This is a genomic window from Cupriavidus sp. C2SS-8b (assembly GCF_057073745.1).
Genome location: NZ_CP172716.1, coordinates 2,240,407 through 2,264,294, shown reverse-complemented (window position 1 = coordinate 2,264,294; position 23,888 = coordinate 2,240,407). Strand labels below are relative to the sequence as shown.

Sequence of the window (23,888 nt, the reverse complement as noted above, 5' to 3'; positions counted from 1 at the left end):
CGGGTGCGTCAGGAACTCGGCACGCCGGGAGCCTGCTCCTGCACGAAGCGGTCACGGCCGGTGCGCTTGGCCTGGTACATGGCGCTGTCGGCGCGGTTCAGGAGGGTGTCGATCCCCGGCATCTCCGGAATCGCGCAGACCGCGCCCAGGCTGATCGTGACCACCTGCCGGGTCGGCATGCCGTCGTGCGGGATAGCCAGGCGGCGCACCGCCGCGACCAGCCGCTGCGCCAGCGCGTGCGTGTCTTGCGGGCTGGCTTCGGGCAATACCACCGCAAATTCTTCTCCGCCCAGGCGCGCGCAGAACTGGCCCGGCTCCAGTTCGTCGACCAGGGCGCCTGCCACCTGCCGCAGGCATGCATCGCCCACCGGATGGCCGTAGAGATCGTTGAACTGCTTGAAGCGATCGATATCGAGGATCATCAGTCCCAGCGGGCTGCCATGTGCAAACGCGCGCTCGGCAGCGGCGTGCGCTTCGCGCTGGAAATAACGGCGGTTGGGTATGCCGGTCAGCGCGTCGATGTCCAGGTCCGCCTGGATGCGCGACAGCTGCGCCTGGGTCTGGCCCAAGCGCTGGGTCAGCGCCAATTCGCGCTCGCGATAGCGGGTGATATCACGCAGGAAGACCAGCGTGCCGATGCGCTTGCCGTCCATGCGCCGGACCGCCTCGGCGCACAGTTCGAACGGCATGCCGGGCGGCACGATGGGGGGCACGACGGGCACCGCATTGCCGGCCGTCTCGGACAGTACGCTTTCCAGCGCCGCGGGCGCTGGCCGGTTCCGGACGATCTCCGGCAGCAGCCGCGCGCAAGCCGGGTTGAAATCCACCACCATGCCTTCGGGGCTTACGATCACGCAGCCTTCGCCGAGGGCATCGAACACGCGCAGCCGCGCGTAATGGCCAATGTCGCCAAGATGCGTGCGCAGGGCGCAGAACCATACCAGCACGGCCATCAGCGAGAACGTGGCCGGCGTCAGGTCGCCGCCCAGCGGGCCGGTCCAGCGCACAAGGTAGGCCACGTGCGCGCTCAGCGGAAGCAGCAGGGCGCCGGCGAGGATATTGCGGCCCCGTCGCGACAGCGCTTCGTTCGGCACTTCGGCGGTCAGCAGGAAGTACAGGCTCAGGGCCAGCAGCCCGTAGGTCCATGCCGCGGCCAGGGCATAGCCGGGGCCGTGCTCGAACACCGCTCCTGGCGCGACGCCAGGCGGCGAGAGCGTGATGCGGGTCCAGATCCAGTGGTGGTATTCGTTGGTAAAGACCAGCGCGACCGTCACGGCCGCCGCCAGCCATGGCAGCGACAGGATCGACCACGGCACCACGTAGCGGGGCCGGCTCAGGTGAATCATGGCCACCAGCCAGCCGATCGGAACGGCGACGATGCCGAAATACTGGATCTTCGCCCAGAGGATGCGCCAGTAAAGGTCGGGCGAGCTGACCTCCAGCAGCCGCCCGCCGCTCCAGATCGCCACGCCGATTGCCAGCGTCAGGAATGCCTTGACGGTCGGATCATCGCGCCGCGGGAGGGCGGTGAAGATCATGCCAACGGCACCGACTACGGCAATCGTCAGGCAGAGGACTAGAGGGTAGAAAGGCATGGGTCGCGGCTGGCCCTGAGGGCATCGGAAGTCGTCTGCACTGCCTGCCCTTTATGGTGGCGCCCATTATAGGGGGTCGTCGCTCTTGGCCTAATCTCGCAATCGGTCGAACGCCTACGGCTGCGCTGCGCGCACTCAGTGAAAACCGGGGGAAGAAAGAAGCGGAAGCACCAGCATTTGCGCCGTTGATGTCGTCCCGCTTGCTGACTAGTGCGCCGCGCAGCAGCCGTAGGCGATGATGCGATATCGCGCCCACTGGCGGGCCACGGACAGGTTCAGGGCTGGTTCAATCATTGTGGGAGAGCCTACATACGGTTGCGCTCCATGCGGCAGGCAGCCGGGCACGCTCTGAAGCGAGTACCCGTACGAAATTCTCCGCACGCTACGATCAATATTCGCCCGTTAGGGCAAGCAACGCGTTTTTTGGTTACTTTTTGTCGCTCGGACAAAAAGTGACTCGCAGGCTACGCCTGCGAAACAGCCGCGCCTGCCAAGCACAACGCCCCAGCAATCGAAGAACAAAAAAAACGGCTGTACGGGAATCTCCCCCCGACACAGCCGCAACGAGCATGCTTTTCTTAAACCGGCTTAGAACTTGTGACGAATCCCCAAAGCCACGCCAAGCATCGAGTTCTGTCCATTGGCCAGCGCGTAGCTGTTGCCCGTGGCGAGGCTGGTGGCGAAGACATTGGCAACCGAATCCATGGCCAGGCCGGCATGCTTGGCGTAAGCCGTGCTCAGGTACACATCGGTACGCTTGGAAAACGCGTAGTTCGCGATAAAAGCGACCTGCCAGGGATTGGCGAGACCGGTGTTGCCGAACTGGCTCTTGAGGTTGTCGTAGTCGTACTCAAGCGACAGGGCAACGGCCGGCGTTACCTGATAGGCGGCGCCGATCCAGTAGAAGTCATCTCGCTGGATCAACACATCCGCCGCATTCTTGTTCTGGCCCCAGCGGTAGCCCCCCATGACCTTGGCCGGCCCGTAGGTGTAGCTGGCAGCGACCACGGCCTTCTTGAAGGTGCCGTTGCCGGTGCCGATGGTCGGATTCCACTGGTCGTAGCCGGCGGTGACGCCGAACGGGCCAGCCGAGTAGGACAGCGCCGTACCGTACGCGCTGTCGCGCCGGAACTGGCCCGGGACTTCGCCGTTGCCGCCGATCGGCGTTGCCGCGCCGATAAAGGCCGGCAGGGCCAGGCCGGTACCGAACGACCAGTGCGCCAGGGCCGTGACCGGGCCGAACTGGCCCGTGTACTTCACCGTGTTGTCTTCACGGAAGTTCGGGCCGGTCAGGAAGGCAGCCGGCTCGTATTGCGTGGCATAGGCGCCCGGCACGAAGTTGGCGAGCGCTTCGAAGATCGACGTGTACTGGCGACCGAGCGTGACCTGGCCGAAGGTGGCGCTCTGCACGCCGACATACGCCTGGCGGCCGAACAGGCGGCTGCTCTGCTGCAGGGTGCCGGAATCCAGGCTGAAGCCGTTCTCGAGCACGAACAGCGCCTTCAGGCCATTGCCGAGATCTTCCGTGCCGCGCAGGCCCCAGCGGGAGCCCGACACGCCACCGGAATCCATGCGGTAGACGTTGTGGGACGGACCCGAATTGAACTGGTTGGCCGCCTGGGGAATGGCGCCAACATGGTTGGCGTATTCGATGTTGATGTCGGCGACGCCGTACAGCGTGACGTTGGATTGCGCAAATGCGCTTCCCGAACAGGCAAGCAATGTGGCCAGGGCCATGCTCCTGAGTTTCATGGGGCAATTTCTCCGTTTCTTTCTTTGGTGGTGGTGCGGGTGTTCCCGTCGAAATGGGTGCTGCTGGGTACTGCTTTGGGGGCGGCTTTGGGGGCGCGCGCCGACGCAGACCGTGCCGACCGTGCGGTCTGCAGGTCTGCTGCCGGCGTTTGTCGTAATCGTCAGCAGAGGCGGAGTAACTGGTCGATCAGCTCCGTCGCGCGCGGCCATGGTCCGTAGCCGGCGGCCGGGTTGAGGTGGCCGACCTCGCCGAGGTCGACCAGCTGGCTGCCCCAGTCGCTGGCCATCCGGGTGGCGCGTTCGTACGTCGCCAGCGGGTCATTGCGGCTCGCGGCCAGGATGCTGGGGAAGGGCAGCGGCTTGCGCGGCACGGGCAGCCAGCCATGCTCGGCCAGGGCTTCCTTTTGCGGATAGCCGGCCGGCATCGGCGTTTCGAGGTCTGCCGGCGTCACCAGCAGGGCGCCGCGGATCTTGCGGTGATGCTTCGCGGCCCAGTGCACGCTGATCATTACGCCCGCGCTGTGGGCGACCAGCACCACGGGACCGTCGATCTTCGCCAGCGCGGCGTCGAGCGCGGCCACGCGGGCATCGCGGCTCAGCTTGTCGTGCTCGAGCGGCGCCACGGAACGGGCGTTCGGCAGTTGCGCCTCGAGCAGGGTCTGCCAGTGCTCGGCCACGTGGTCGCGCAGACCGGGAACCAGCAGGACGGTGGTGTCGGAAGTCAGGCTCATCGGGATTTCAGTTGGTCCGGGTGGAGATCAATGGGCGGCTTGCCGGGCGTCGCACTGGCGTTCCAGGCGCTGCAGGTCATCGGCGTAGTAGCGGCGGCCGACGATGAAGCACACGGCGGCGAGCAGGCCGGTTAGCGGAATCCACTGCAGGGCGCCCAGCAGGCCGATGCGGTCGGCGAGCACGCCGGTGACGAACGGTCCTGGCGCCAGGCCCAGCAGGTTGTTGGCCAGCGTGAGCGTGGCGAACGCCGTGGCGTGGATGGCGGGATTCGTCAGGTTGGCGACCACCGCACTGGCGGGGCCGGCCGTACCGCCGACCAGCAGCATGCCGGCACCGATCAGGGCCAGTTGCGCCGCACCGGCCGGCATCCGGAAGGCCACGGCCAGCAGCACGCAGCAGACCAGGCTATAGGCGATTGCCATCAGCCATTTGCGGGCCGGGCAACGGCGGGCCACCCAGTCGGTCAGCGCGCCGCACGCCACCATGCCGACGCCCGCAGCCAGTACGAAGGCAGCAGCGGTGATGCCGGCGCGGTCGGTCGCCATGCCGTAGTACCGCGACAGGTAGCTGGGCATCCAGGCCAGCAGCGCCCCCATGACGAGCAGTTGCAGCGCGCTGCCAACGTAGGCGCAGAGGATTGAACGTGCCGAGAACAGCGCGGACAGCAGCGGCCGCAGGGCCAGGCTTTCGCGCTGCGTTTCGGCGGGTGCGTCCTCCCCAAGCGCGAGGCGTTGAGCCTTCAGGCGCGGTTCCGTGATGAGCGCGCGATAGATGACTACCAGCACCAGGCCGAAGATCGCCATGCCGGCGAATGCCCAGCGCCAGCCGAACTGGGCCGACAGCGCGCCGCCGGCGGCCATGCCCAGCACCGAACCGAAGGCGCCGCCGGCGATGAAGGCCGAGCTCAGGCTGGCGCGCAGGTGGCGCGGGAATACCGACAGCACCACGGCGATGCCGACGCTGCCGTATGCGGCTTCGCCGATGCCGACACACAGCCGGGCAATGAACATTTCACCGAAATTGTTGGCCAGTGCGCAGCCCAGCGTGGCCAGGCTCCAGAGCGCGGCCATCAGCGTCAGGCTTTTGACGCGGCCCCAGCGGTCGGCAAGGATCGACAGCGGAAACGTGAGCAGGCCGACCATCAGGGCGACGATGCCGCCCAGGGCGCCCAGCTCGGTATCGGTCAGCGCCCATTCCGCCTTCAGCAGCGGGAACACGGCGTTGAGCACCTGCCGCGACATGTAGTCGGACAGCAGCAGGCCGAAGCTCAGGGCGAACACCAGCCATGGGTACAGGCGCGAAGCGGTCGCGGCCGGCTTGCCGGTCAGCATGGTGGGGTGGGTGGATTGTTGTCCAAGCATGGAGGCCTCTCTTCTGTAAGACTCGATCGCTCGCGGCTGTGGCCGCTGGGCGTCGCCGCTTCTGCCCGGGCACTTGAACGGCTCCGGTCGCGACTGGCGAAGTATCGGGGATTGTCAGGTCGCGGTTTGACTATCCGGGACAACCTGTTTGCATCTCGGGACAGTCGGGGAAAACGCGTAGGAGGTGCAATCTGGCCGTACCGCGCTTGTCGGATCGTGCAATGCGGCAGCGGTGATAGGGCCTGCTTCACCCATCTTAGGCAGGCATCCGATACGTCGCCGAACCGGTCGCGCGTCCGCGGATGCATGATCTCGATACGCTCCATGACCCGGTCGACGCACTCGTGCATGAAAGCGCTCTGCAGACCAGGCGCAAGTGATCTGAATTAATTCGCGAGAAATTGCAAATGTGCCCGTCACGCACTATCGTCGTAGCGTGACCGTCACACACGCGGGCCGGGCGGATCGCCATTGCACGATCATCGTGCGTGCTTCATTCCGCTGAATTCAGCCGGGAGAGTCGCCATGAGTGTTTGGGGAAGGGGGCTGGTCCGGGCGGCCTGGGGTGTGCCGGTTGCGTGCCTGATGTCTGGCGCCGGCCAGGCCATCGCGCAGCAACCACCGCCGCAACAGCCGCCACAGCAAGCGCAACAACAGGCGCAACTAAAGGCGCAACAACAGGCGCAGGCACCCACGTTCAAGCCCGAAGAACTCGAGGCGCTGGTCGCGCCGATTGCGCTGTACCCGGATTCGGTGCTGTCGCAGGTGTTGATGGCCTCTACTTATCCGCTGGAAATCGTGCAGGCCGCGCGCTGGGTCAAGGCCAATCCCAAGCTCAAGGGCGACGATGCCGTCAAGGCGGTGGCCAACCAGTCGTGGGATGTCAGCGTCAAGTCGCTGGTCGCCTTCCCGCAGGCGCTGGAGCCGATGAACGACAAGCTGGACTGGACCCAGAAGCTCGGCGATGCGTTCCTGGCGCAGGAAGCGGACGTGCTGGCCGCGGTGCAGCGCTTGCGCGCAAAGGCGCAGCAGGCCGGCAACCTGAAGTCGAACGAGCAGCAGCAGGTGAGCGTCGAGCAGGGCACGGTATCGGGGCAGCCGGGACAGACCATCGTCAAGATCGAGCCGGCCAACCCGGAAGTCATCTACGTGCCGTCCTATAACCCGACCGTGGTGTACGGGTCATGGGGATATCCATCCTATCCGCCGTATTACTGGCCGCCGTATCCGGCCTACTATCCGGGCGCCGCGCTGGCGACGGGCTTCGCCTGGGGCGTCGGCCTGGCGGCGGCGGGGGCGATCTTCGGCGGCTGCAACTGGGGCGGCGGCGACGTCAACGTCAACGTCAACCGGGCCACCAATATCGACCGCAACTTCAATGCCTCCAAGGTGCAGAACGGCAAGTGGCAGCATGATGCCGGCCACCGCAAGGGCGTGGCCTACCGGGACAATGCCTCGCGCGAAAAATTCGGCCGCAATGTGCCCGGGGGGGATCGGCGCAATGATTTCCGTGGCCGCGAAGGCGCCGGAGACCGCGGTGGCCTGGGCGACCGCGGTGGCGTGGGCGACCGGGGCGGCGTTGGTGATCGCGGTGGTGTGGGCGATCGCGGTGGCGTGGGTGATCGCGGCGGTGCAGGGAATCGGGCCGGTGATCGCGCCGGGGTATCGGACCGGGCGGGAACTGGGGATCGTGGCGGCTTCGCGGGCGGTGGAGAACGCGGTAACGCCGGGGCGGGTGCCGCCAACCGCGTCTCGACGGCCAATCGGGGTGGCGGCCGCGATAGCGCGTTCCAGGGCGTCGGCGGCGGTGCGTCGCAGCGTGATTTCGATCGCGGCCGCAGCAGCCTGCAATCGTCGCCGGCCAACCGCGGAGGCGGAGGCTTCAGTGGCGGCGGCGGTGGCCGCGGGGGCGGCGGGTTTGGTGGCGGCGGAGGCGGTCGCGGCGGTGGTGGCCGCGGTGGTGGTGGCAGGCGCTGAACGGGGAGAACGGCCATGATGAAGCCACTTGTCTTTTGCGGGGTCCCGTTTGCGGCCCGGTTCCGCCAGATTGCCGTCGCACTCGTGCTGGTCGCTGGCGGTGCCGCGGCGGGTACCGGCGTCGCGCACGCACAGCAAACCTTTCCCACGGCCGACGCAGCGATGGCCGCCTTTGGGTCTGCGGTCGAAACCAACGACGACGCGGCCATGAAGAAGATCTTCGGGGAGCGGTTCCAGAAACTGATCCCACCAGTCGGAGCCGATATCCGAACCCGGTTCCTGACCGCCTGGGGTGCGTCCCACGCGGTGCAGGCGGTCGATGACCAGCACGCGCGTATTGCCGTCGGCACGGATGGATGGACGCTGCCCGTGCCGCTGGTCAAGACGGCGCAGGGCTGGCACTTCGACACGGCCACCGGCCTGGAAGAAATGCGGGTGCGCCAGATCGGGCGCAACGAACTGGCCGTCATGCAGACCTTGCTGGCCATTCACGATGCGCAGGCCGAGTATGCGCAGGTCGATCACGACGGCAGCGGCGTGCTTGCCTATGCCTCGAAGCTGGCCAGTTCTCCCGGCAAGCAGGATGGCCTGTACTGGCCCACCAGGCCGGGAGAGAAGCCGAGTCCGCTCGGCGAGGCGTTCCTGACTGCCGGCAAGCGCGGCGCGGGAGCGGAAGGCTACTACGGCTATCACTACAAGCTGCTCACGAAGCAGGGCGCGAGCGCGCCGGGCGGCGCCTTCGATTATCAGGTGCGCGGCAAGCTGTTCGGGGGATTCGCCGTGATCGCCTGGCCGGTCCGCTATGGCCAGACCGGTGTGAAGACGTTCATGGTGAGCCATTCTGGTGAAGTCTTCGAGCGCGACCTCGGCACCGAGACCGCGACCAAGGCGGCAGCGACGACCTCATTCGATCCGGGACCGGGCTGGACCAAGGTGACGCCATGACACGCATCTTCCTCGCGGTGCTGGCTGCGGTGCTGATGACCTTCCAGGGCGGATGCACCTACTATGGCGCGCCGGCGATGGTGCCGGCGAATTTCGATCGCTCGTTCGACGCCGCGGCGGGCGCCATGCGCGATGAAGGGGTGGCTGTCAGCGTGCAGGATCGCGCGAGCGGGTCCATTGCCGGCAATGTCGGCAATACGATGATCCGCGCCAGCGTAGTGCGGCAGGCCGACGGCTCGGTGCGCGTGCAGTTCGATTCGAGCGATTCGCGCGATCCGGGCCTGCTCGGACGTATCTCCAGCCGCTACGACCAGCGCATGGGCCGGTGAGGCCGGCGCGCGCGTCCTGAACCGCCGCCAATGAAAAAAGGGCGCCAGCTTTGCTGGCGCCCCTTCAGGGCCGGCAGGCGGACAGCGGCTTACGCGTCGGCCGGCATCGCGCCGACGACATTGAAGCCGGCATCGACATAGGTGATTTCGCCGGTCACGCCGCTGGCCAGGTCCGACAGCAGGAACGCCGCGACATTGCCCACTTCCTCGATGGTCACATTGCGACGCAGCGGGGCCGTGTTCTCGAAGGCGTTGAGCAGCTTGCCGAAGTCCTTGATGCCGGACGCCGCCAGCGTCTTGATCGGGCCGGCCGAAATGCCATTTGCACGGATGCCGCGCGGACCGACCGAGGCCGCCAGGTAGCGCACGCTGGCTTCCAGCGCGGCCTTGGCCAGGCCCATGGTGTTGTAGTTGGGGACCACGCGCTCGGCACCGAGGTAGGTCATGGTCAGCAGCGAGGCATTGTCCGCCAGCATCGGCAGCGCGGCCTTGGCCAGTGCCGGGAAGCTGTAGGCGGAGATGTCGTGCGCGACGCGGAAGCCTTCGCGCGACAGGCCTTCCAGGAAGTCGCCGGCAATGGCTTCACGCGGGGCGAAACCGATCGAGTGCACCAGGCCATCCAGCTTTTCCCAGCGCTGGCCCAGACCGGCGAACGTCGCGGCGATCTGCTCGTCGCTGCCGACGTCGCAGTCGAAGATGAGGTCGGTGCCGAATTCCTTGGCAAAGTCGCTGATCCGGTCCTTGAACCGTTCGCCGACGTAGGTGAAGGCGAGTTCGGCGCCTTCGCGTTTGCAGGCCGAGGCGATGCCATAGGCAATCGAACGGTTCGAGAGCAAGCCGGTGATAAGGATCCGCTTTCCTGCCAGAAATCCCATGAATTCTCCTAGGTGGTCAAGGTGGTGTTCGGGGCACGCTTTCTGCGTCGGCCCTGCGGCCAGGGGCATGCCCCCGGTGTCAGACGGCCATTTTATTGCGCCGCGTAGAGGGAATGTCCGGATGGCTGGAGCCCACCCGAACGCATGTAAAATTGTCTCACAACTTGGCCCGGCCGCAGAACGCCGGACCCCAGAGGTCATATTGGAGGAATCCAGCGGGATGCCTATTCAAGCACGTTGGCCGCTTCAGGCGGCATGGCAGTGCTTCCGTCGGGATGCAGTACTGCGGGTTGGGCTGGCGCTGGCGCTGGCGGCGGGGGTTCCCGCCACGGCGAATGCGGAGCATGGTTTTGCCTTGCACGGCGATCTCAAATACCCCGCCGATTTCAAGCATTTCGATTATGTCAATCCGGACGCCCCGATCGGCGGTACGCTGACACTCGCCAATCCGGACCGTCGCACGAGCTTCGACAAGTTCAACCCGTTCACGCTGAAGGGGACCGCCGCGCCGGGCCTCAATGCCCTGATGTTCGAGTCGCTGCTGATCAGCAGCGCCGATGAAACCGCCAGCTCGTATGGCCTGCTGGCCGATGACGTCACGGTGGCGCCGGACGAGCTGTCGGTGGTCTTCCATATCCGTCCCGAGGCACGCTTCTCCAATGGGGATCCGGTCCTGGCTTCGGACGTGAAGTATTCCTACGACATGCTGATGAGCAAGGCGTCCAGCCCAGGCTACCGCAGCATGTGCATGGACGTGAAATCGGTGGTGGTCACGGGCGAGCGCACCGTGCGCTTCGATTTCAAGCAGCGCAACCGCGAATTGCCGCTGATCGTCGGCTCACTGCCCGTGTTCTCGAAGAAGTGGACCCAGAAGGTGTCGTTCGAGAAGCTGACCTTCGAGGAGCCGGTGACCAGCGGCCCGTACATCATCGACCGCTATGACGCGGGCCGCGGCATCATCTTCAAGCGCGATCCGAACTACTGGGGCAAGAAGCTCGCGGTGCGGCGCGGCACCTTCAACTTCGAGCGCGTGGTGTACCGGCTCTACAAGGATGAAACCGCCAAGCTCGAAGCCTTCAAGGCCGGCGAGTTCGATGCCATCGTCGAATACCGTGCCAAGAACTGGGCCAAGAGCTACCAGGGCACCCGCTTCAGCAAGGGCGAGCTGATCAAGACCGAGTTCCCGCACCGCAACGGCGCGGGCATGCAGGGCTTCGTCATGAATATGCGCAAGCCGATCTTCAAGGACGTGCGGGTCAGGCAGGCGCTGATCCTCGCGCTGGATTTCGAATGGCTCAACCGCCAGCTCTTCTACGGCGCATACAAGCGGCTGGACAGCTGGTTCTCCAACAGCGAACTGGCGGCCAGCGCCACCTTTGACGGCAAGCCCGGGCCGGGGGAACTGAAGCTGCTCGAGCCGATGCAGGCCAAGCTGCCGTCCGAGGTCTTTGGCCCCGATGTCGTGCAGCCGAGCACCAATCCGCCGCGCTCGCTGCGGGACAACCTGCGCGAGGCGCGCCGCCTGCTGGCGCAGGCCGGCTGGACCTACACCGATGACGCGCTGCGCAACGCCAAGGGCGAGCCGATGGTGTTCGAGTTTCTCGACGACGGCGGCGCCATGAGCCGGGTGATCACGACCTATGTCCGCAATCTCGAGAAGCTCGGCATCCAGGTCAACCAGCGCACCACCGACTACGCGCTGTACCAGAAGCGGCTAGAGGACTTCGATTTCGACATGGTGTCGATCCGCTTCCCCGATTCGCAGAGCCCGGGCAACGAACTGCGCGACCGGTTCTCGAGCGAGGCAGCCGATACGCCGGGCTCGGACAACCTGTTCGGGTTGAAGTCGCCGCAGGTCGACCGGCTCGTGGACGATGTCCTGCACGCCAATACGCGTGAGGAACTCGTCACCGCGGGCCGGGCGCTGGACCGGGTGCTGATGCATGGCTATTACATCGTGCCGAACTGGTACAGTGCCTCGCATCGGGTGGCTTACCGCAAGGAGCTGAGCTATCCGAAGGACCGGCTGCCTTACTACTACACGGCCGAAGGCTGGATTCTGAGCAACTGGTGGCGCACCGATACGGTTGCGTCATCCGCGGCTCGCTGAAGAAGGGGGGCGGCCGATGCTTGCCTATCTGTTCAAGCGCATCCTGCTGATGATTCCGACGCTCATCGGGGTCATTACGCTGACCTTCGCCGTGATCCAGTTCGTGCCGGGCGGCCCCGTCGAGCAGATGATGCTCGAACTCAAGGGGCGCGGCGGCGGTGGCGGCGAAGCCAGCGGCGGCGGTGCCGAGTACCGTGGCCGCCGCGGCGTCGATCCCGAGAAGATCAAGGAAATCCAGGCCCTGTATGGCTTCGACAAGCCGCCGCTCGAGCGCTACTTCCTGATGCTCAAGCGCTTTGCCCGCTTCGATCTTGGCCAGAGCTATTTCCAGCACCGCAGCGTGTGGGAGCTGGTCAAGTCCAAGCTGCCGGTCTCGGTGAGCCTCGGGCTGTGGACCTTCTTCCTGACCTACCTGATATCGGTGCCGCTCGGGATTTCCAAGGCCATCCGCGCCGGCAGCCGGTTCGACGTGGTGACCAGCATGATCGTGCTGGTCGGCTACGCCATCCCGGGCTTCGTGCTCGGGGTGCTGCTGCTGGTGCTGTTCGGTGGCGGTACCTTCGTCCAGTGGTTTCCGCTGCGCGGCCTGACTTCCGACAACTGGGACCAACTGTCGCTGATGGGCAAGGTCATGGACTACCTGTGGCACCTGGTGCTGCCGATTACCGCGTCGGTGGTGGGCAGCTTTGCCGTGGTGACCATGCTGACCAAGAACGCCTTCCTGGACGAGATCCGCCGCCAGTACGTGCTGACCGCGCGGGCCAAGGGTTTGTCGGAGCGCCGCGTGCTCTGGAAGCACGTGTTCCGCAACGCCCTGATCCCGCTGGTGACGGGGTTCCCGGCCGCGTTCATCGGCGCATTCTTCACCGGGTCGCTGCTGATCGAAACGCTGTTCTCGCTCGATGGCCTGGGCCTGCTGTCGTATGAGGCCGTGCTGCGGCGCGACTATCCGGTGGTGCTGGGCACGCTTTACCTGTTCACCCTGATCGGCCTGGTTACCCGGCTGATTTCCGACGTCTGCTACGTGCTGGTCGACCCGCGCATCCATTTCGAGGCCTTGCACCGATGAAATCACTTTCGCAAGCGACGGGCTTGCCGCACTCGCTGTCGCCGCGCCAGCGGGCGTGGCAGCGATTCCGGCGCAATCGCCTGGGCTACTGGAGCCTGATCCTGTTCGTGGCGATCTTTGTGCTGAGCCTGTGTGCTGAAGTGCTGTCGAGCAACCGCCCCCTGGTGGTGCGCTACAAGGGCGAGTGGTATTTCCCGATCGTCAAGGTCTATCCTGAAACCACCTTCGATGGCGATTTCGCCACGCCGGCGGACTACCTCGATCCCTATATCCGCGACCGCATCACCTCGAATGGCAATTTCGCGGTGTTCCCGCTGAACCGCTATTCGTACGACTCGCTCAACTACTTCGCCAAGGAGCCCAACCCCGCGCCGCCGTCGGCCGAAAACTGGCTCGGCACCGATGACCGTGGCCGCGACATCCTGGCGCGGCTGCTCTATGGCTTCCGCGTGTCGGTGCTGTTCGGCATGGCGCTGACGGTGCTCGGCGTGCTGATCGGAACACTGACCGGCGCGCTGATGGGCTTCTTTGGCGGGCGCTTCGATTTGTTCTCGCAGCGCGCCATCGAAATCTGGAGTTCCATGCCGGAGCTGTACCTGCTGATCATCTTCGCGTCGATCTTCGAGCCCAGCCTGGCGCTGCTGATCATCCTGCTGTCGCTGTTCGGCTGGATGGGGCTGTCGGACTACGTGCGCGCGGAGTTCTACCGCAATCGCTCGCTCGACTACGTCAAGGCGGCGCGCGCACTGGGGCTGTCCAACGTGCAGATCATGTGGCGCCATATCCTGCCCAACAGCCTGACGCCGGTGATCACGTTCCTGCCGTTCCGCATGAGCGCGGCGATCCTGGCGCTCACCAGCCTGGACTTCCTGGGCTTGGGCGTGCCGCCCACCACGCCCAGCCTGGGCGAGTTGCTGGCGCAGGGCAAGGGCAACCTCGACGCCTGGTGGATCTCGCTGTCGACCTTCGCCGTGCTGGTGGTGACCTTGCTGCTGCTGACGTTCATGGGCGATGCGCTGCGCGATGCCTTCGACACGCGCCTGGGCCTGGCAGCGCTGCGCGGCCGCGTGGCGCCCAAGGTGCCGGCTGGTGCGCCTGCGGGAGCAACGCCATGAACGTGGTGCCCAAGCTCCGCGAAGCGGAGGCCATGCTGGCCGATCCGTCGCCATTGCCGTCGACAGGCGGCACGCTGATCTGCGTGGACAAGCTTTCGGTCACGTTCGGCCATGGCGACGATGCCACGCGCGCCGTTCGCGAAGTCAGCTTCGACCTGCGCGCCGGCGAGCGCTACGCGCTGGTGGGCGAGTCAGGCTCCGGCAAGACGGTGACCGCGCTGGCGATGCTGCGCCTCGTGGAAGACGCCCACTACGAGGGGGCGATCCGTTTCCAGGGCCGCAACCTGCTCGACGTCTCGGATCGGGAGATGCGCGCCATCCGCGGCGCGGAGATCGCCATGATCTTCCAGGAGCCGATGACCGCGCTGAATCCGCTCTACACGATCGGCAACCAGATCGTCGAGACGCTGGCGCTGCATGAGGGGCTGGACCGGCGCGCGGCGCGCGAGCGCGCCATTGCCTTGCTGGAGCGCACCGGCATCAGCGACGCCGCGCATCGATTCGACAGTTTCCCGCACCAGCTGTCAGGCGGGCAGCGCCAGCGCGCCATGATTGCCATGGCGCTGGCATGCCGCCCGAAGCTGCTGCTGGCCGACGAGCCGACCACGGCGCTGGACGTCACCATCCGTGCGCAGATCATGGACCTGCTGCGCGACCTGCAGACCGAGTTCGGCATGGCGGTGATGCTGATCACCCACGACCTGAACCTCGTGCGCTCGTTTGCCCAGCGCGTCGGGGTCATGGAGAAGGGCGTGATGGTCGAGACGGGCGACACCGCCCAGGTGTTCGCCTCGCCCCAGCATCCCTATACGCGCAAGCTCATCGACAGCCGTCCGCGCCGCGAGGTGCTGCCGCTGGTGCCGCTGGCGCCGACGCTGCTGGAAGCGCGCGGGCTTTGCGTGAACTACTCGCGCAAGCGCAAGGGGATGGCGGGGTGGTTCGGCAAGGATCAGTTCGCGGCCGTCAAGGATGTCGATTTCCAGCTGCGCGAGGGCGAGACCATCGGCATCGTCGGGGAATCGGGCTCCGGCAAGACCACGCTGGCCCATGCGGTGCTGGCCCTGCAGCGCAAGAGCGCCGGCACTATCCATTTCCTCGGGAGCAGCTTCGACGGCGCCACGCGCAAGGACCGCTGCGAAATGCGTTCGCGCATGCAGGTCGTGTTCCAGGATCCGTTTGGGTCGCTGTCGCCACGCATGACGATCGAGCAGATTGTCGGCGAGGGGCTGGGGCTGCACCAGCCGGGTTTGTCGCGCGACGCCATGCGCCAGCAGGTCATCGAGGCGCTGCGCGAAGTCGGGCTTGACCGCACGGCGCTGGGACGCTACCCGCATGAGTTCTCGGGAGGTCAGCGCCAGCGCATCGCCATCGCCCGGGTGCTGATCCTCAAGCCTCAGGTGCTGGTGCTCGACGAGCCCACTTCGGCGCTCGATGTCTCAATCCAGCAGCAGGTGCTCGGGCTTCTTTCCCAGCTGCAGCACAAGTACAACCTCAGCTACCTGTTCATCAGCCACGACCTTGCGGTGATACGTGCCATGGCGCACCGGGTCATCGTGATGAAGGCGGGCGAAGTGGTCGAGGCAGGGGAAACCGAGTCGGTTCTCGGCGCGCCGCAACATCCGTATACGCGCAAGCTGATGGCGGCTGCCCAGGTTGGTGCAGCCTGACATCATTGCTGTGCAACATGCACACCGCCCGCAGGCGGTGTCACGCGATTGTCATGCGGAAAGCAACATTCCAGATGCGAAAACCGAAGTAGGTCGTTGATTGGAAAGCCATTTCCGTCAAATTTGTAACGAACTTTGACAGAGTGGCGACGAGCCGATACCATCCCGCGAGGACTATTTTTGGGGTGGTCGCTCGTCCGCTTTAGGACGTGCCCTGCACGGCTTGTATGCCTTTGTGACCGGCGCGCTTCTTGCGTACGGGCATCCCCGCAATGATTCAGGCATCACCATCTTCGCTGGCGTTATTCGTCGGGCGTGATGGCGATGATTCGAACGATTCATCAGGAGAACCAATGCAGCGATCGGTACTTCATTCCCTGGCACGCGTGGCCGTCGGGATTGCCATTGCCTGCGGTGCGACTGTGTCGAATGGAGTGCTGGCGGATACGGTTTTCAAGGACCCCGATGCCCGCATCGATGCTTCGGCCCAACTGGGTGCCGACACGCATGCGGAAGGCAAGCGCGGCTTGCTGTCGTCGGTCGTGAATTCCACCAGCCACGTCGCCAGCAAGGCTGGCGACCTGGTCATGAATGCGCTTGGCCTGATTGGGGTGCGTTACCGCTTCGGCGGCAACAGCCCGGAATCCGGCCTGGACTGCAGCGGCTTTGTCCGCTACGTGTTCAATGACACCTTCGGCTTCATGCTGCCGCGCCGTTCCGTCGAAATCAGCCAGGTTGGTACCAATGTGGCTGTCAATGAGCTGCGTCCGGGCGATCTGGTGTTCTTCAACACCATGCGCCAGACCTTCTCGCACGTTGGCATCTATATCGGCGACAACAAGTTCGTGCATGCCCCGTCCACGGGCAGCAAGATCCGTGTCGACGACATGCGCGCCGCCTATTGGGTGACACGCTACAACGGCGCACGCCGTATCGACGACGGCCAGTCCTCGAGCCGCGGCGACAGCCTTGGCAACATGGTCGAGACGCTGAAGCGATTCGACCCGAACGCCACCACGCGTACGCTGTACGGCGGCTGAAACCGGGCCGCCTGCAACAAAAAAGGACTGCTTCGGCAGTCCTTTTTTGTTGGCCGGAAGCGTCCGGCTATTGCGCCGCCACGGTGCCGGCCGGCCGCAAGCGGGCCTGCTCCAGCCGCTGGCGCAACGTGGCCATCATCGCGGCCGCTGCCTGTTCACCGGCCAATACTGCGCGGTTGCGTGAATTGAAGTCGCTGCCGCCCATGTCGGGCAGTTCCGGGCGGATCACCACGTCGGCGCGCGTCAGCGCCATCTTGTTGATCGACTGACCCATGATCGTTGTCGTCTGCAGCAGCACGCCGCTCTGGCCGCCGTTCTTCTGGCTGGACGGGTCCGCCGAGATATTGACGGCTATGACGAAGTCCGCGCCCATGCTGCGTGCCGAATCCACGGGAACCGGCTCGACCAGTCCGCCATCCACATAGTCCCGCCCCTGGATCGAGACCGGCTGGAACACGCCCGGCACGCTGCTGGACGCGCGTACGGCCTGTCCCGTATTGCCGCGCCGGAACAGGATGCGCTCGCCGGTCTTGAGGTCGGTCGCCACGATGCCCAGCGGCAGCTTCATGGCCTCGATCGGCCGATTCGAAACCAGGCGGTTCACGTAGTTCTGCAGCGCCTCGCCCTTGAGCCAGCCGCCAAAACGGCTGCCGAAGGGCAAGGCCCAGTCGGCAATGGCGGCCTCATCCATGGTCAGCGCGAGCTTGTTGAGTTCGAAGCCGCTCATGCCGGTGGCGTAGAGCGCGGCGACCACCGCTCCGGCACTGGTGCCCGTGACCAGGTCAGGGTGGATGCCCTGGGCTTCGAGTGCCTTGATCACGCCGATATGGGCGAAACCACGCGCGGCGCCGCCGCCCAGCGCCAGACCGATCTTGATGGGGCGCGGTGTCGGCTGGGTCGCCACCGGGTTGGCCGTCGTCGGCGTGCCGGGGCGCGGGCCGAACGAACAAGCGGAAAGCAGGGCGGCTGCCGAAGCGCCGAGGAAATGACGTCGTTGCATGAATCAAGGGTGCCGGTGGATGGGCGGAGGCGGGCGGAAATTCAAATGTGACTGGATCGGCGCGAGGATAGGGGGCTCTTTCGTACAGAGCCGTTCCTGTGACTGCGCGAAGCATAAATGATTCCGTTGGAGACGGTGGCGATGCCGGCCGTGGGCCGGCAGGGCGGGCAGGCTTCGCATTGCTATAATGCAGGACCGACATATCTCCAGCCTGCGCGCGTCCGCGCGGGCTTTTTTGTTGTTCCCGACCACCATGACCCAACGCGTCCGCACCCGCTTTGCGCCGAGCCCGACCGGCTTCATCCATCTCGGCAATATCCGATCCGCGCTTTATCCGTGGGCGTTCGCCCGCCGCATGAAGGGTGATTTCGTGCTGCGCATCGAAGACACCGATGTCGAGCGTTCTTCGCAGGAAGCCGTCGACGTGATCCTCGAAGGCATGGAATGGCTCGGCCTGGATATCGACGAGGGCCCGTTCTACCAGATGCAGCGCATGGACCGCTACCGCGAGGTGCTGGCCCAGATGGTCGACAGCGGGCTCGCCTATCCGTGTTACATGAGCACGGAAGAGCTGGACGCCCTGCGTGAAGCCCAGCGCGAGCGCGGCGAAAAGCCCCGCTACAACGGCTTCTGGCGCCCGGAGCCGGGCAAGGTCCTGCCGCAGCCGCCGGCCGGCGTGAAGCCGGTGCTGCGCTTCCGCAATCCGCTGGACGGCAGCGTGGTGTGGGATGACGCGGTGAAGGGCCGCATCGAGATCTCGAACGAAGAGCTCGATGACCTCGTCATCGCGCGCCCGGATGGCACCCCGACCTACAACTTCTGCGTCGTGGTGGACGATCTCGACATGAAGATCACGCACGTGATCCGTGGCGATGATCACGTCAATAACACGCCGCGCCAGATCAACATCATCCGCGCGCTCGGCGGCGCCACGCCGGTCTACGCGCACCTGCCGACCGTGCTCAACGAGAGCGGCGAAAAGATGAGCAAGCGTCACGGGGCCATGAGCGTGACCGGCTATCGCGACGAAGGCTATCTGCCCGAGGCCGTGGTGAACTACCTGGCCCGCCTGGGCTGGGCGCACGGCGACGCGGAGATCTTCAGCCGCGAGCAGTTTATCGAATGGTTCGACCTCGAGCACCTGGGCAAGTCGCCGGCGCAGTACAACGCCGAAAAGCTCGCCTGGCTGAACAACCACTACATCAAGGTGGGCGACAACGCGCGCCTGGCCGAGTTGACGCGTCCGTTTATCGAGTCGCTCGGCGGCAAGGTGGAGGGCGCGGACCTGGTCGGCGTGATCGCCCTGGTCAAGGATCGTGCCAATACGCTGAAGGAAGTCGCCCAGACGGCACTGCTTTTCTATCGTGGCGAGCCGCAGGCCGATGCAGCGCTGAATGCCGAGCACCTGACGCCAGAAATCCAGCCGGCCCTGAAGGCGCTGGCGACCCAGCTCGGTGCGCTGCCCGAATGGAAGCGGGAAGCGATCAGCGCCACCTTCAAGGCGGTGCTGGCAGAGTTCGGGCTCAAGATGCCCAAGCTCGCCATGCCGGTTCGCCTGCTGGTTGCTGGTCAACTCCAGACACCGGCTATCGACGCGGTGCTGGAGCTGTTCGGCCGCGATACCGTGCTGCGCCGCCTCGCGGCCGGCTTGAACGGTTAAAAAAGTTGCGAAAAGTCCTGGCGGGGGCTTGCGCTCCGCACAGGACTTGGCCATAATCTCGTTCTCCCTGCAGCGCGGTCAGAAACAAGATCAAGCGGGCGATCTGGAAAGAATCTCGATGACCGTCAGGTCAGAATCTGCGAAAGCGGATTGAGACGAAAAGCAGATCGGGGGCTTGCAAAAAATCGAGGTTGATATATAATCTCGGCTTCGCTTGAAACGGTAAGTTCTCCGATAGAGCAAATAAGCAGGTTGCAGTAAATAGAAGTACCATGGGGCTATAGCTCAGCTGGGAGAGCGCTTGCATGGCATGCAAGAGGTCAGCGGTTCGATCCCGCTTAGCTCCACCAAGACATCGGAATTATCTGTGGTTCAGGATGATTCCAGACGGAACGTGTTGAAAGACAAGTTTCTGTCCCCTTCGTCTAGAGGCCTAGGACATCACCCTTTCACGGTGAGTACAGGGGTTCGAATCCCCTAGGGGACGCCATAATATCAGGCGTAATCATATGTCTGGATCACCACATCGAGCGAAGCTCGATGTGGTGATGGAATATGGAGTGGTAGTTCAGTTGGTTAGAATACCGGCCTGTCACGCCGGGGGTCGCGGGTTCGAGTCCCGTCCACTCCGCCAAAACTAAACCCACATGGTTAATGCCATGTGGGTTTTTTCTTATAAGTGAGAGGATTATCTGATAATCACCGCGGCGGTAAATAAGTGTTGCGGTTTATATCAAGGCAGTATATAATCCTTTTATTCGCTGATGCATTTTCGTTAATGCTGAAACGGTGAATAGGCAGTGTCGTAGTAAATGCTGTAATAAGGGGCTATAGCTCAGCTGGGAGAGCGCTTGCATGGCATGCAAGAGGTCAGCGGTTCGATCCCGCTTAGCTCCACCAGGATTCAGGTGCATCGCAGTAAAAAGATGCTTCCAAAGCGAAGAAAAGTTTGTTAGAATAACGGACTTCTCAACGCGAGACGGAACGTGTTGAGAGACAAGTTTCTGTCCCCTTCGTCTAGAGGCCTAGGACATCACCCTTTCACGGTGAGTACAGGGGTTCGAATCCCCTAGGGGACGCCATAACATCAGGCGTAATCATATGCCTGGATTGCTGCAGCGAGCGAAGCTCGGGTGGCGATGGAATATGGAGTGGTAGTTCAGTTGGTTAGAATACCGGCCTGTCACGCCGGGGGTCGCGGGTTCGAGTCCCGTCCACTCCGCCAAAACTAAACCCACATGGTTAATGCCATGTGGGTTTTTTCTTTTGTACTCCGCATGTCAAGCCAATGGTGCTGCGTCGCACCTGTCCGTTCCGTCTGGAACCGGCCAGGTGTGCGCAATCAATGCCGTGGCGCAGCACTGATGCGCATGAAGTAGCGCACCAGCAGGCAGCCGGCGATGGCCAGGCTCAAGCTGTTGGCGATCCAGAAGCCAGAGGCGCCGCGCGTAAAGGCCGGCAGTGTCTCGATCAGGCCGAATCCCAGCACGTAGCCCCCGCCAATGCCAATGCCCCATAGCGAAGCGGCGTAGATCAGCGTCGGGATCAGCGCGATCTTGTAGGCGCGCAGGATAAAGGCGGTCATGACCTGCACGGCATCAAAGGCCTGGTAGAAGGCGATGAACAATACCAGCGGTAGCGCGGCGGCCACTACGGCAGCATCCTTGGTATAAGCATGCAGCACGGGCTCCCTGAGCAGCCACAGCAGGCAACCTGTCATCAAGGCGAGGGAGGCGGCCAGGCAGATGCCGCGCCATGCGAGCCGGCTGGCGCCCGCCATGTCGCGCGCGCCGATCGCCTGTGCCACCAGCGTCGACGTGGCGATGGCCAGCGACAGCGGCAGCATGTAGGCCACGGCGCCTAGATTCGCGATGATCTGGTGCCCGGCAAGGGTGATTGTTCCCATGCGCGTGATGAAGATCGACATCAGCGTGAAGGACGTGATCTCGATCAGGTACGTGAGCCCCATGGGCACGCCCAGGCGCAGCAATGCCTTCAGCTGCGCCGTCGCCGGCCAGCTCCAGGCGGAGAAGATATTCAGCGGTCGATAGACGGCGCTATGGCGAAGGATCAGCACGCCCGCAACGCACCAGCCCCAGCTGATCAGCGTCGACGCCAGTGCGCAACCCGGCCCGCCCAAAGCGGGCACGCCAAAGCCGCCGTTGATGAACCAAGCGTTGAGGGGCACCTTCAGCCCCAGGCCGACGATTTGCAGCACCGTCACCATGACCGGGCGCGATAGCGCGTTATTGAGCGCGGAATAGATGCGGAAACCCAGTGCCGCAGGCAGGCCGAATGCGCCAATGTGAAGATACTGGCTGGCCTTGTCGACCAGTTCTGGCGGGGCCTTGGCAAAGACGAGCAGCGGCTCCGGAAACATCAGCAGCAGCACGCCGGGAACGGACAGCGCCAGCCCGAGCCATGCGGCTTGCCTGACTTCGCTGCCGATCTGATCGCTGCGGCCGGCACCGTAGAGCTGGCCCGCGATCGGCGCGAGGGCCTGCAGGACGCCCATCAGGCTGATATAGACCGTTACATAGATCGAACCGCCGAGGCCGACCGCGGCGAGATCATTCGCCGAGGCCCGGCCGGCCATGATGGTGTCCATGACGCCGAACGAGATCACCGCGAGCTGGCCGACCAGCACTGGTGCGGCAAGATGGGCGATACGACGCAGATCGTGAAGCAGGTTCATACCGGTTCCGCGCAGGCACTTTCACGCGCCCGAGAAGAGTCAGCCGGCAGCGGCGGCGCGGCCGCCAGCCATGCCGCCGGCAGGAGGGTTGGGATTACTGGGGCAGGCGGTGCCGCGGCAGTTCCGGCCGTGCGTGCGTGTTGCGCGAGGTATCGACCAGGCGATACATGCGGAAACGCTCGTCACGGTCCGCGGGCCGGCGGCCTTCCCAGATCAGCCGCCATTCGAAATGGGAGATCTTGCTGGGATCGCCATAATCGGCGCTGTCGTGCCGCAGCAGGATGTCGCAGCCGTCTTCGGGACCGCCGAAGCGGAAGTGGCCAAAGTAGGCGAACGACGCAAGCTGGGCATTCCCCATGCGGATCGGCTGCACGCACTGGTACGTGGACGGCAGCGCCATGGCGGCAGCCTCGACCACGTCGCGGTAGGTTTTGCCGTAGTTGATCGACGGCAGCCACAGCGTCATGGCCATGACCCACATCAGCGTGGTGCCGGCGGCGGAAATCACCACCGGGCGCCAGATTTGCTTGGGCGCGCGCGACAGCCGCCAGCGTACCACCAGCACCCAGGCCACCGTCACCAGCAAGGCAAAGATGACCGAGGAAAGCTTGAAGTGATGCTGGTAGCCGGGCAACTGCCGGAACACGTTGCCCGCGATGCGCGGTGGCCAGCCCGTGGTCTTGGCGAGCCACAGGAACCACACGGTGCCACCGAAAATCGTGAAGAACAGCAGGGCGAACCAGTCGATCGCGTTGATCACGCCGCGCGCCAGCGTGGGCAGCGCAAACGCACCGAGGATCGCCATCGGCGGCAGCAGCAGGATGAACTGGACATCGCTGGCATTGGTCTGCAGGAACAGCATCACCAGTGTCGGCAGCAGCAGCGCGAGCGGCAGCGCCACATGCGGGGCGCGGCGCATGCCGGCCCACGCCAACCAGGCCCAGGCCGCGATCGGCCAGACCGGCCACGCGTACAGGAACAGGTTGCGCATATTGAAGCCGAACGACTGCATGTTCGGCGCGCCGTAGCTGCGCCGGTCATAGCGGGCCCATTCGCGGATGAAAGTCACGGCCTCGTGCCGGTCCGCCGTGCTGAAGTAGGTAGCGGCCAGCCACGCGGCGACGATCAGCAGCGCCAGCGGCACGCCGATGGCCCCCAGGCGCCGGCCGGGCATCGGGGCGCAGACAGCGGTGCAGATCGTGGCGGCAACCAGCAGGGCCAGCGGCAGGATCGGCCCGCTGGCCAGGGTCAGCGCGCCCAGGCCGAGTCCGAACACAAGGCTGCCCTGCACGGGCTTGTCGAGACTGCGCACCAGCCCGTACAGGATCATGGCGATCAGCGCCACCTGGCCGACCTGCGCGGTGGTTTCATGTCCCCGGACCGCCAGCCCGACGCAGGCGAGGAACACGAGCAGGGCGCCGTCGGCCAGCGTGCGGCCATAGTCGCGCGCGCTGGGCTGGCCGCCGAAGGCGTAGGCAAACGGCTGCACTTCGTCCCGGCGGCCGAGCAGGTAGGTGGTGTACCAGATGAAAGCGCAGGTGCCGAAGAAGCACAGTGCCGTGGCCAGGCGCGACGCATCCGGGGCGCCGAGCCAGCCGCCGAACAGGCGGATCATGGCCGCGCCGATCCAGAAGACCAGTGGCCCGTCCTCGGTGAATGGACGTCCCGCGATGTTGGGCATCAGCCAGTCATGCACGCCGCCCGTGGCCAGTTGCCACATCACGCCGAAACCGGCCGCATCCTCGTTCTTCCACGGATCGCGGTGGAACAGGCCGGTCAGCCCATAGATGATGCAGATCGCCAGCAGCAGGGCGCGCGGCAACGCGCCCGTTGCGGCGGCGGTCAACTGAACGGGGGAAGTCTTGGCTTCACGCATCGGCGGATCGGGTCAGCAGCGCGGTACCGGCCGGGCTGCCGCAAGCGAGTGGCGGCGCCCAGGGCCGGAACGGTAAGGAGGGCACAAATG

At 64.9% G+C, this 23,888-nt stretch carries 17 protein-coding genes and 6 tRNA genes; 15 read left to right on the top strand and 8 right to left on the bottom strand.

What is annotated here, in order from left to right; genetic code table 11:
* Nucleotides 1-8: 8 nt before the first annotated feature.
* The 4 genes from ACIGJB_RS10445 to ACIGJB_RS10430 form a co-directional block, all read right to left on the bottom strand.
* Nucleotides 9-1,595, bottom strand: a complete 1,587-nt coding sequence (locus ACIGJB_RS10445) for a diguanylate cyclase domain-containing protein (RefSeq protein WP_483729770.1) — start codon at nucleotides 1,593-1,595, stop codon at nucleotides 9-11.
* A gap of 588 nt (nucleotides 1,596-2,183) precedes the next feature.
* A complete protein-coding gene (locus ACIGJB_RS10440) occupies nucleotides 2,184-3,347 on the bottom strand; it encodes a porin (RefSeq protein WP_483729769.1) in 1,164 nt (387 codons plus the stop codon).
* Between the two features lie 161 nt (nucleotides 3,348-3,508).
* Nucleotides 3,509-4,078 carry an RBBP9/YdeN family alpha/beta hydrolase gene (locus ACIGJB_RS10435; RefSeq protein ID WP_483729768.1) on the bottom strand — a complete coding sequence of 190 codons (570 nt, stop codon included), beginning with the start codon at nucleotides 4,076-4,078 and terminating at the stop codon, nucleotides 3,509-3,511.
* Nucleotides 4,079-4,105: 27 nt separating this feature from the next.
* Nucleotides 4,106-5,440, bottom strand: a complete 1,335-nt coding sequence (locus tag ACIGJB_RS10430) for an MFS transporter (RefSeq protein WP_483729767.1) — start codon at nucleotides 5,438-5,440, stop codon at nucleotides 4,106-4,108.
* 525 nt (nucleotides 5,441-5,965) lie between these two features.
* On the opposite strand from ACIGJB_RS10430, the gene ACIGJB_RS10425 reads away from it, so the two are divergent.
* The 3 genes from ACIGJB_RS10425 to ACIGJB_RS10415 are packed head-to-tail and all read left to right on the top strand — an operon-like array spanning nucleotide 5,966 to nucleotide 8,691.
* A complete protein-coding gene (locus tag ACIGJB_RS10425; protein ID WP_483729766.1) occupies nucleotides 5,966-7,417 on the top strand; it encodes a DUF3300 domain-containing protein in 1,452 nt (483 codons plus the stop codon).
* An 18-nt stretch (nucleotides 7,418-7,435) separates the two neighbouring features.
* The gene (locus ACIGJB_RS10420; protein WP_483732307.1) at nucleotides 7,436-8,362 is read left to right on the top strand and encodes a DUF2950 domain-containing protein; all 927 of its coding nucleotides are present in this window, start codon (nucleotides 7,436-7,438) and stop codon (nucleotides 8,360-8,362) included.
* Nucleotides 8,359-8,691 (top strand): hypothetical protein, encoded by a 333-nt coding sequence (locus ACIGJB_RS10415; protein WP_483729765.1) that lies wholly within the window; start codon nucleotides 8,359-8,361, stop codon nucleotides 8,689-8,691. Before ACIGJB_RS10420 ends, ACIGJB_RS10415 begins: the two co-directional genes overlap by 4 nt.
* Before the next feature lie 89 nt (nucleotides 8,692-8,780).
* Here the strand turns inward: ACIGJB_RS10415 and fabI are convergent, their stop codons facing one another.
* The gene (gene fabI, locus ACIGJB_RS10410) at nucleotides 8,781-9,566 is read right to left on the bottom strand and encodes an enoyl-ACP reductase FabI (protein WP_483708518.1); all 786 of its coding nucleotides are present in this window, start codon (nucleotides 9,564-9,566) and stop codon (nucleotides 8,781-8,783) included.
* A 220-nt stretch (nucleotides 9,567-9,786) separates the two neighbouring features.
* Between fabI and ACIGJB_RS10405 the strand changes: the two genes are divergently transcribed.
* The 5 genes from ACIGJB_RS10405 (at nucleotide 9,787) to ACIGJB_RS10385 (ending at nucleotide 16,567) form a co-directional block, all read left to right on the top strand.
* Nucleotides 9,787-11,676, top strand: a complete 1,890-nt coding sequence (locus ACIGJB_RS10405) for an extracellular solute-binding protein (protein WP_483729764.1) — start codon at nucleotides 9,787-9,789, stop codon at nucleotides 11,674-11,676.
* A gap of 16 nt (nucleotides 11,677-11,692) precedes the next feature.
* Nucleotides 11,693-12,745 carry a microcin C ABC transporter permease YejB gene (locus ACIGJB_RS10400; protein WP_483708515.1) on the top strand — a complete coding sequence of 351 codons (1,053 nt, stop codon included), beginning with the start codon at nucleotides 11,693-11,695 and terminating at the stop codon, nucleotides 12,743-12,745.
* Nucleotides 12,742-13,860, top strand: coding sequence for an ABC transporter permease (locus ACIGJB_RS10395; protein WP_483729763.1), 1,119 nt, complete (start codon nucleotides 12,742-12,744; stop codon nucleotides 13,858-13,860). Before ACIGJB_RS10400 ends, ACIGJB_RS10395 begins: the two co-directional genes overlap by 4 nt.
* Nucleotides 13,861-13,892: 32 nt before the next feature.
* A complete protein-coding gene (locus ACIGJB_RS10390) occupies nucleotides 13,893-15,527 on the top strand; it encodes an ABC transporter ATP-binding protein (RefSeq protein ID WP_483732306.1) in 1,635 nt (544 codons plus the stop codon).
* Between the two features lie 353 nt (nucleotides 15,528-15,880).
* Nucleotides 15,881-16,567 carry a C40 family peptidase gene (locus tag ACIGJB_RS10385; protein ID WP_483729762.1) on the top strand — a complete coding sequence of 229 codons (687 nt, stop codon included), beginning with the start codon at nucleotides 15,881-15,883 and terminating at the stop codon, nucleotides 16,565-16,567.
* A gap of 67 nt (nucleotides 16,568-16,634) precedes the next feature.
* Here the strand turns inward: ACIGJB_RS10385 and ACIGJB_RS10380 are convergent, their stop codons facing one another.
* Nucleotides 16,635-17,567: a patatin-like phospholipase family protein gene (locus tag ACIGJB_RS10380; protein WP_483729761.1), complete on the bottom strand. Its 933-nt coding sequence runs from the start codon at nucleotides 17,565-17,567 to the stop codon at nucleotides 16,635-16,637.
* Nucleotides 17,568-17,820: 253 nt separating this feature from the next.
* Between ACIGJB_RS10380 and gltX the strand changes: the two genes are divergently transcribed.
* From gltX to ACIGJB_RS10345, 7 genes are all read left to right on the top strand, one after another.
* Nucleotides 17,821-19,227, top strand: a complete 1,407-nt coding sequence (gene gltX / locus ACIGJB_RS10375) for a glutamate--tRNA ligase (protein ID WP_483729760.1) — start codon at nucleotides 17,821-17,823, stop codon at nucleotides 19,225-19,227.
* Nucleotides 19,228-19,501: 274 nt separating this feature from the next.
* A tRNA-Ala gene (locus ACIGJB_RS10370) sits at nucleotides 19,502-19,577 on the top strand.
* Between the two features lie 64 nt (nucleotides 19,578-19,641).
* A tRNA-Glu gene (locus ACIGJB_RS10365) sits at nucleotides 19,642-19,717 on the top strand.
* A 67-nt stretch (nucleotides 19,718-19,784) separates the two neighbouring features.
* Nucleotides 19,785-19,861: transfer RNA gene (locus ACIGJB_RS10360), tRNA-Asp, on the top strand.
* Nucleotides 19,862-20,051: 190 nt separating this feature from the next.
* Nucleotides 20,052-20,127, top strand: a tRNA-Ala gene (locus tag ACIGJB_RS10355).
* A 106-nt stretch (nucleotides 20,128-20,233) separates the two neighbouring features.
* Nucleotides 20,234-20,309 (top strand) — tRNA-Glu (locus ACIGJB_RS10350).
* Nucleotides 20,310-20,375: 66 nt separating this feature from the next.
* A tRNA-Asp gene (locus ACIGJB_RS10345) sits at nucleotides 20,376-20,452 on the top strand.
* Between the two features lie 117 nt (nucleotides 20,453-20,569).
* Here ACIGJB_RS10345 and ACIGJB_RS10340 read toward each other — a convergent pair.
* The gene (locus ACIGJB_RS10340; RefSeq protein ID WP_483729759.1) at nucleotides 20,570-21,922 is read right to left on the bottom strand and encodes an MATE family efflux transporter; all 1,353 of its coding nucleotides are present in this window, start codon (nucleotides 21,920-21,922) and stop codon (nucleotides 20,570-20,572) included.
* Between the two features lie 94 nt (nucleotides 21,923-22,016).
* Nucleotides 22,017-23,798: an ArnT family glycosyltransferase gene (locus tag ACIGJB_RS10335; RefSeq protein ID WP_483729758.1), complete on the bottom strand. Its 1,782-nt coding sequence runs from the start codon at nucleotides 23,796-23,798 to the stop codon at nucleotides 22,017-22,019.
* Nucleotides 23,799-23,888: the final 90 nt, after the last annotated feature.

Excerpts from the sequence above, each read along its gene's own strand:
- ACIGJB_RS10445 (WP_483729770.1), bottom strand. The coding sequence starts at position 1,595 with ATGCCTTTCTACCCTCTAGTCCTCTGCCTGACGATTGCCGTAGTCGGT.
- ACIGJB_RS10440 (WP_483729769.1), bottom strand. The coding sequence starts at position 3,347 with ATGAAACTCAGGAGCATGGCCCTGGCCACATTGCTTGCCTGTTCGGGA.
- ACIGJB_RS10435 (WP_483729768.1), bottom strand. The coding sequence starts at position 4,078 with ATGAGCCTGACTTCCGACACCACCGTCCTGCTGGTTCCCGGTCTGCGC.
- ACIGJB_RS10430 (WP_483729767.1), bottom strand. The coding sequence starts at position 5,440 with ATGCTTGGACAACAATCCACCCACCCCACCATGCTGACCGGCAAGCCG.
- ACIGJB_RS10425 (WP_483729766.1), top strand. The coding sequence starts at position 5,966 with ATGAGTGTTTGGGGAAGGGGGCTGGTCCGGGCGGCCTGGGGTGTGCCG.
- ACIGJB_RS10420 (WP_483732307.1), top strand. The coding sequence starts at position 7,436 with ATGAAGCCACTTGTCTTTTGCGGGGTCCCGTTTGCGGCCCGGTTCCGC.
- ACIGJB_RS10415 (WP_483729765.1), top strand. The coding sequence starts at position 8,359 with ATGACACGCATCTTCCTCGCGGTGCTGGCTGCGGTGCTGATGACCTTC.
- fabI (WP_483708518.1), bottom strand. The coding sequence starts at position 9,566 with ATGGGATTTCTGGCAGGAAAGCGGATCCTTATCACCGGCTTGCTCTCG.
- ACIGJB_RS10405 (WP_483729764.1), top strand. The coding sequence starts at position 9,787 with ATGCCTATTCAAGCACGTTGGCCGCTTCAGGCGGCATGGCAGTGCTTC.
- ACIGJB_RS10400 (WP_483708515.1), top strand. The coding sequence starts at position 11,693 with ATGCTTGCCTATCTGTTCAAGCGCATCCTGCTGATGATTCCGACGCTC.
- ACIGJB_RS10395 (WP_483729763.1), top strand. The coding sequence starts at position 12,742 with ATGAAATCACTTTCGCAAGCGACGGGCTTGCCGCACTCGCTGTCGCCG.
- ACIGJB_RS10390 (WP_483732306.1), top strand. The coding sequence starts at position 13,893 with ATGCTGGCCGATCCGTCGCCATTGCCGTCGACAGGCGGCACGCTGATC.
- ACIGJB_RS10385 (WP_483729762.1), top strand. The coding sequence starts at position 15,881 with ATGCAGCGATCGGTACTTCATTCCCTGGCACGCGTGGCCGTCGGGATT.
- ACIGJB_RS10380 (WP_483729761.1), bottom strand. The coding sequence starts at position 17,567 with ATGCAACGACGTCATTTCCTCGGCGCTTCGGCAGCCGCCCTGCTTTCC.
- gltX (WP_483729760.1), top strand. The coding sequence starts at position 17,821 with ATGACCCAACGCGTCCGCACCCGCTTTGCGCCGAGCCCGACCGGCTTC.
- ACIGJB_RS10340 (WP_483729759.1), bottom strand. The coding sequence starts at position 21,922 with ATGAACCTGCTTCACGATCTGCGTCGTATCGCCCATCTTGCCGCACCA.
- ACIGJB_RS10335 (WP_483729758.1), bottom strand. The coding sequence starts at position 23,798 with ATGCGTGAAGCCAAGACTTCCCCCGTTCAGTTGACCGCCGCCGCAACG.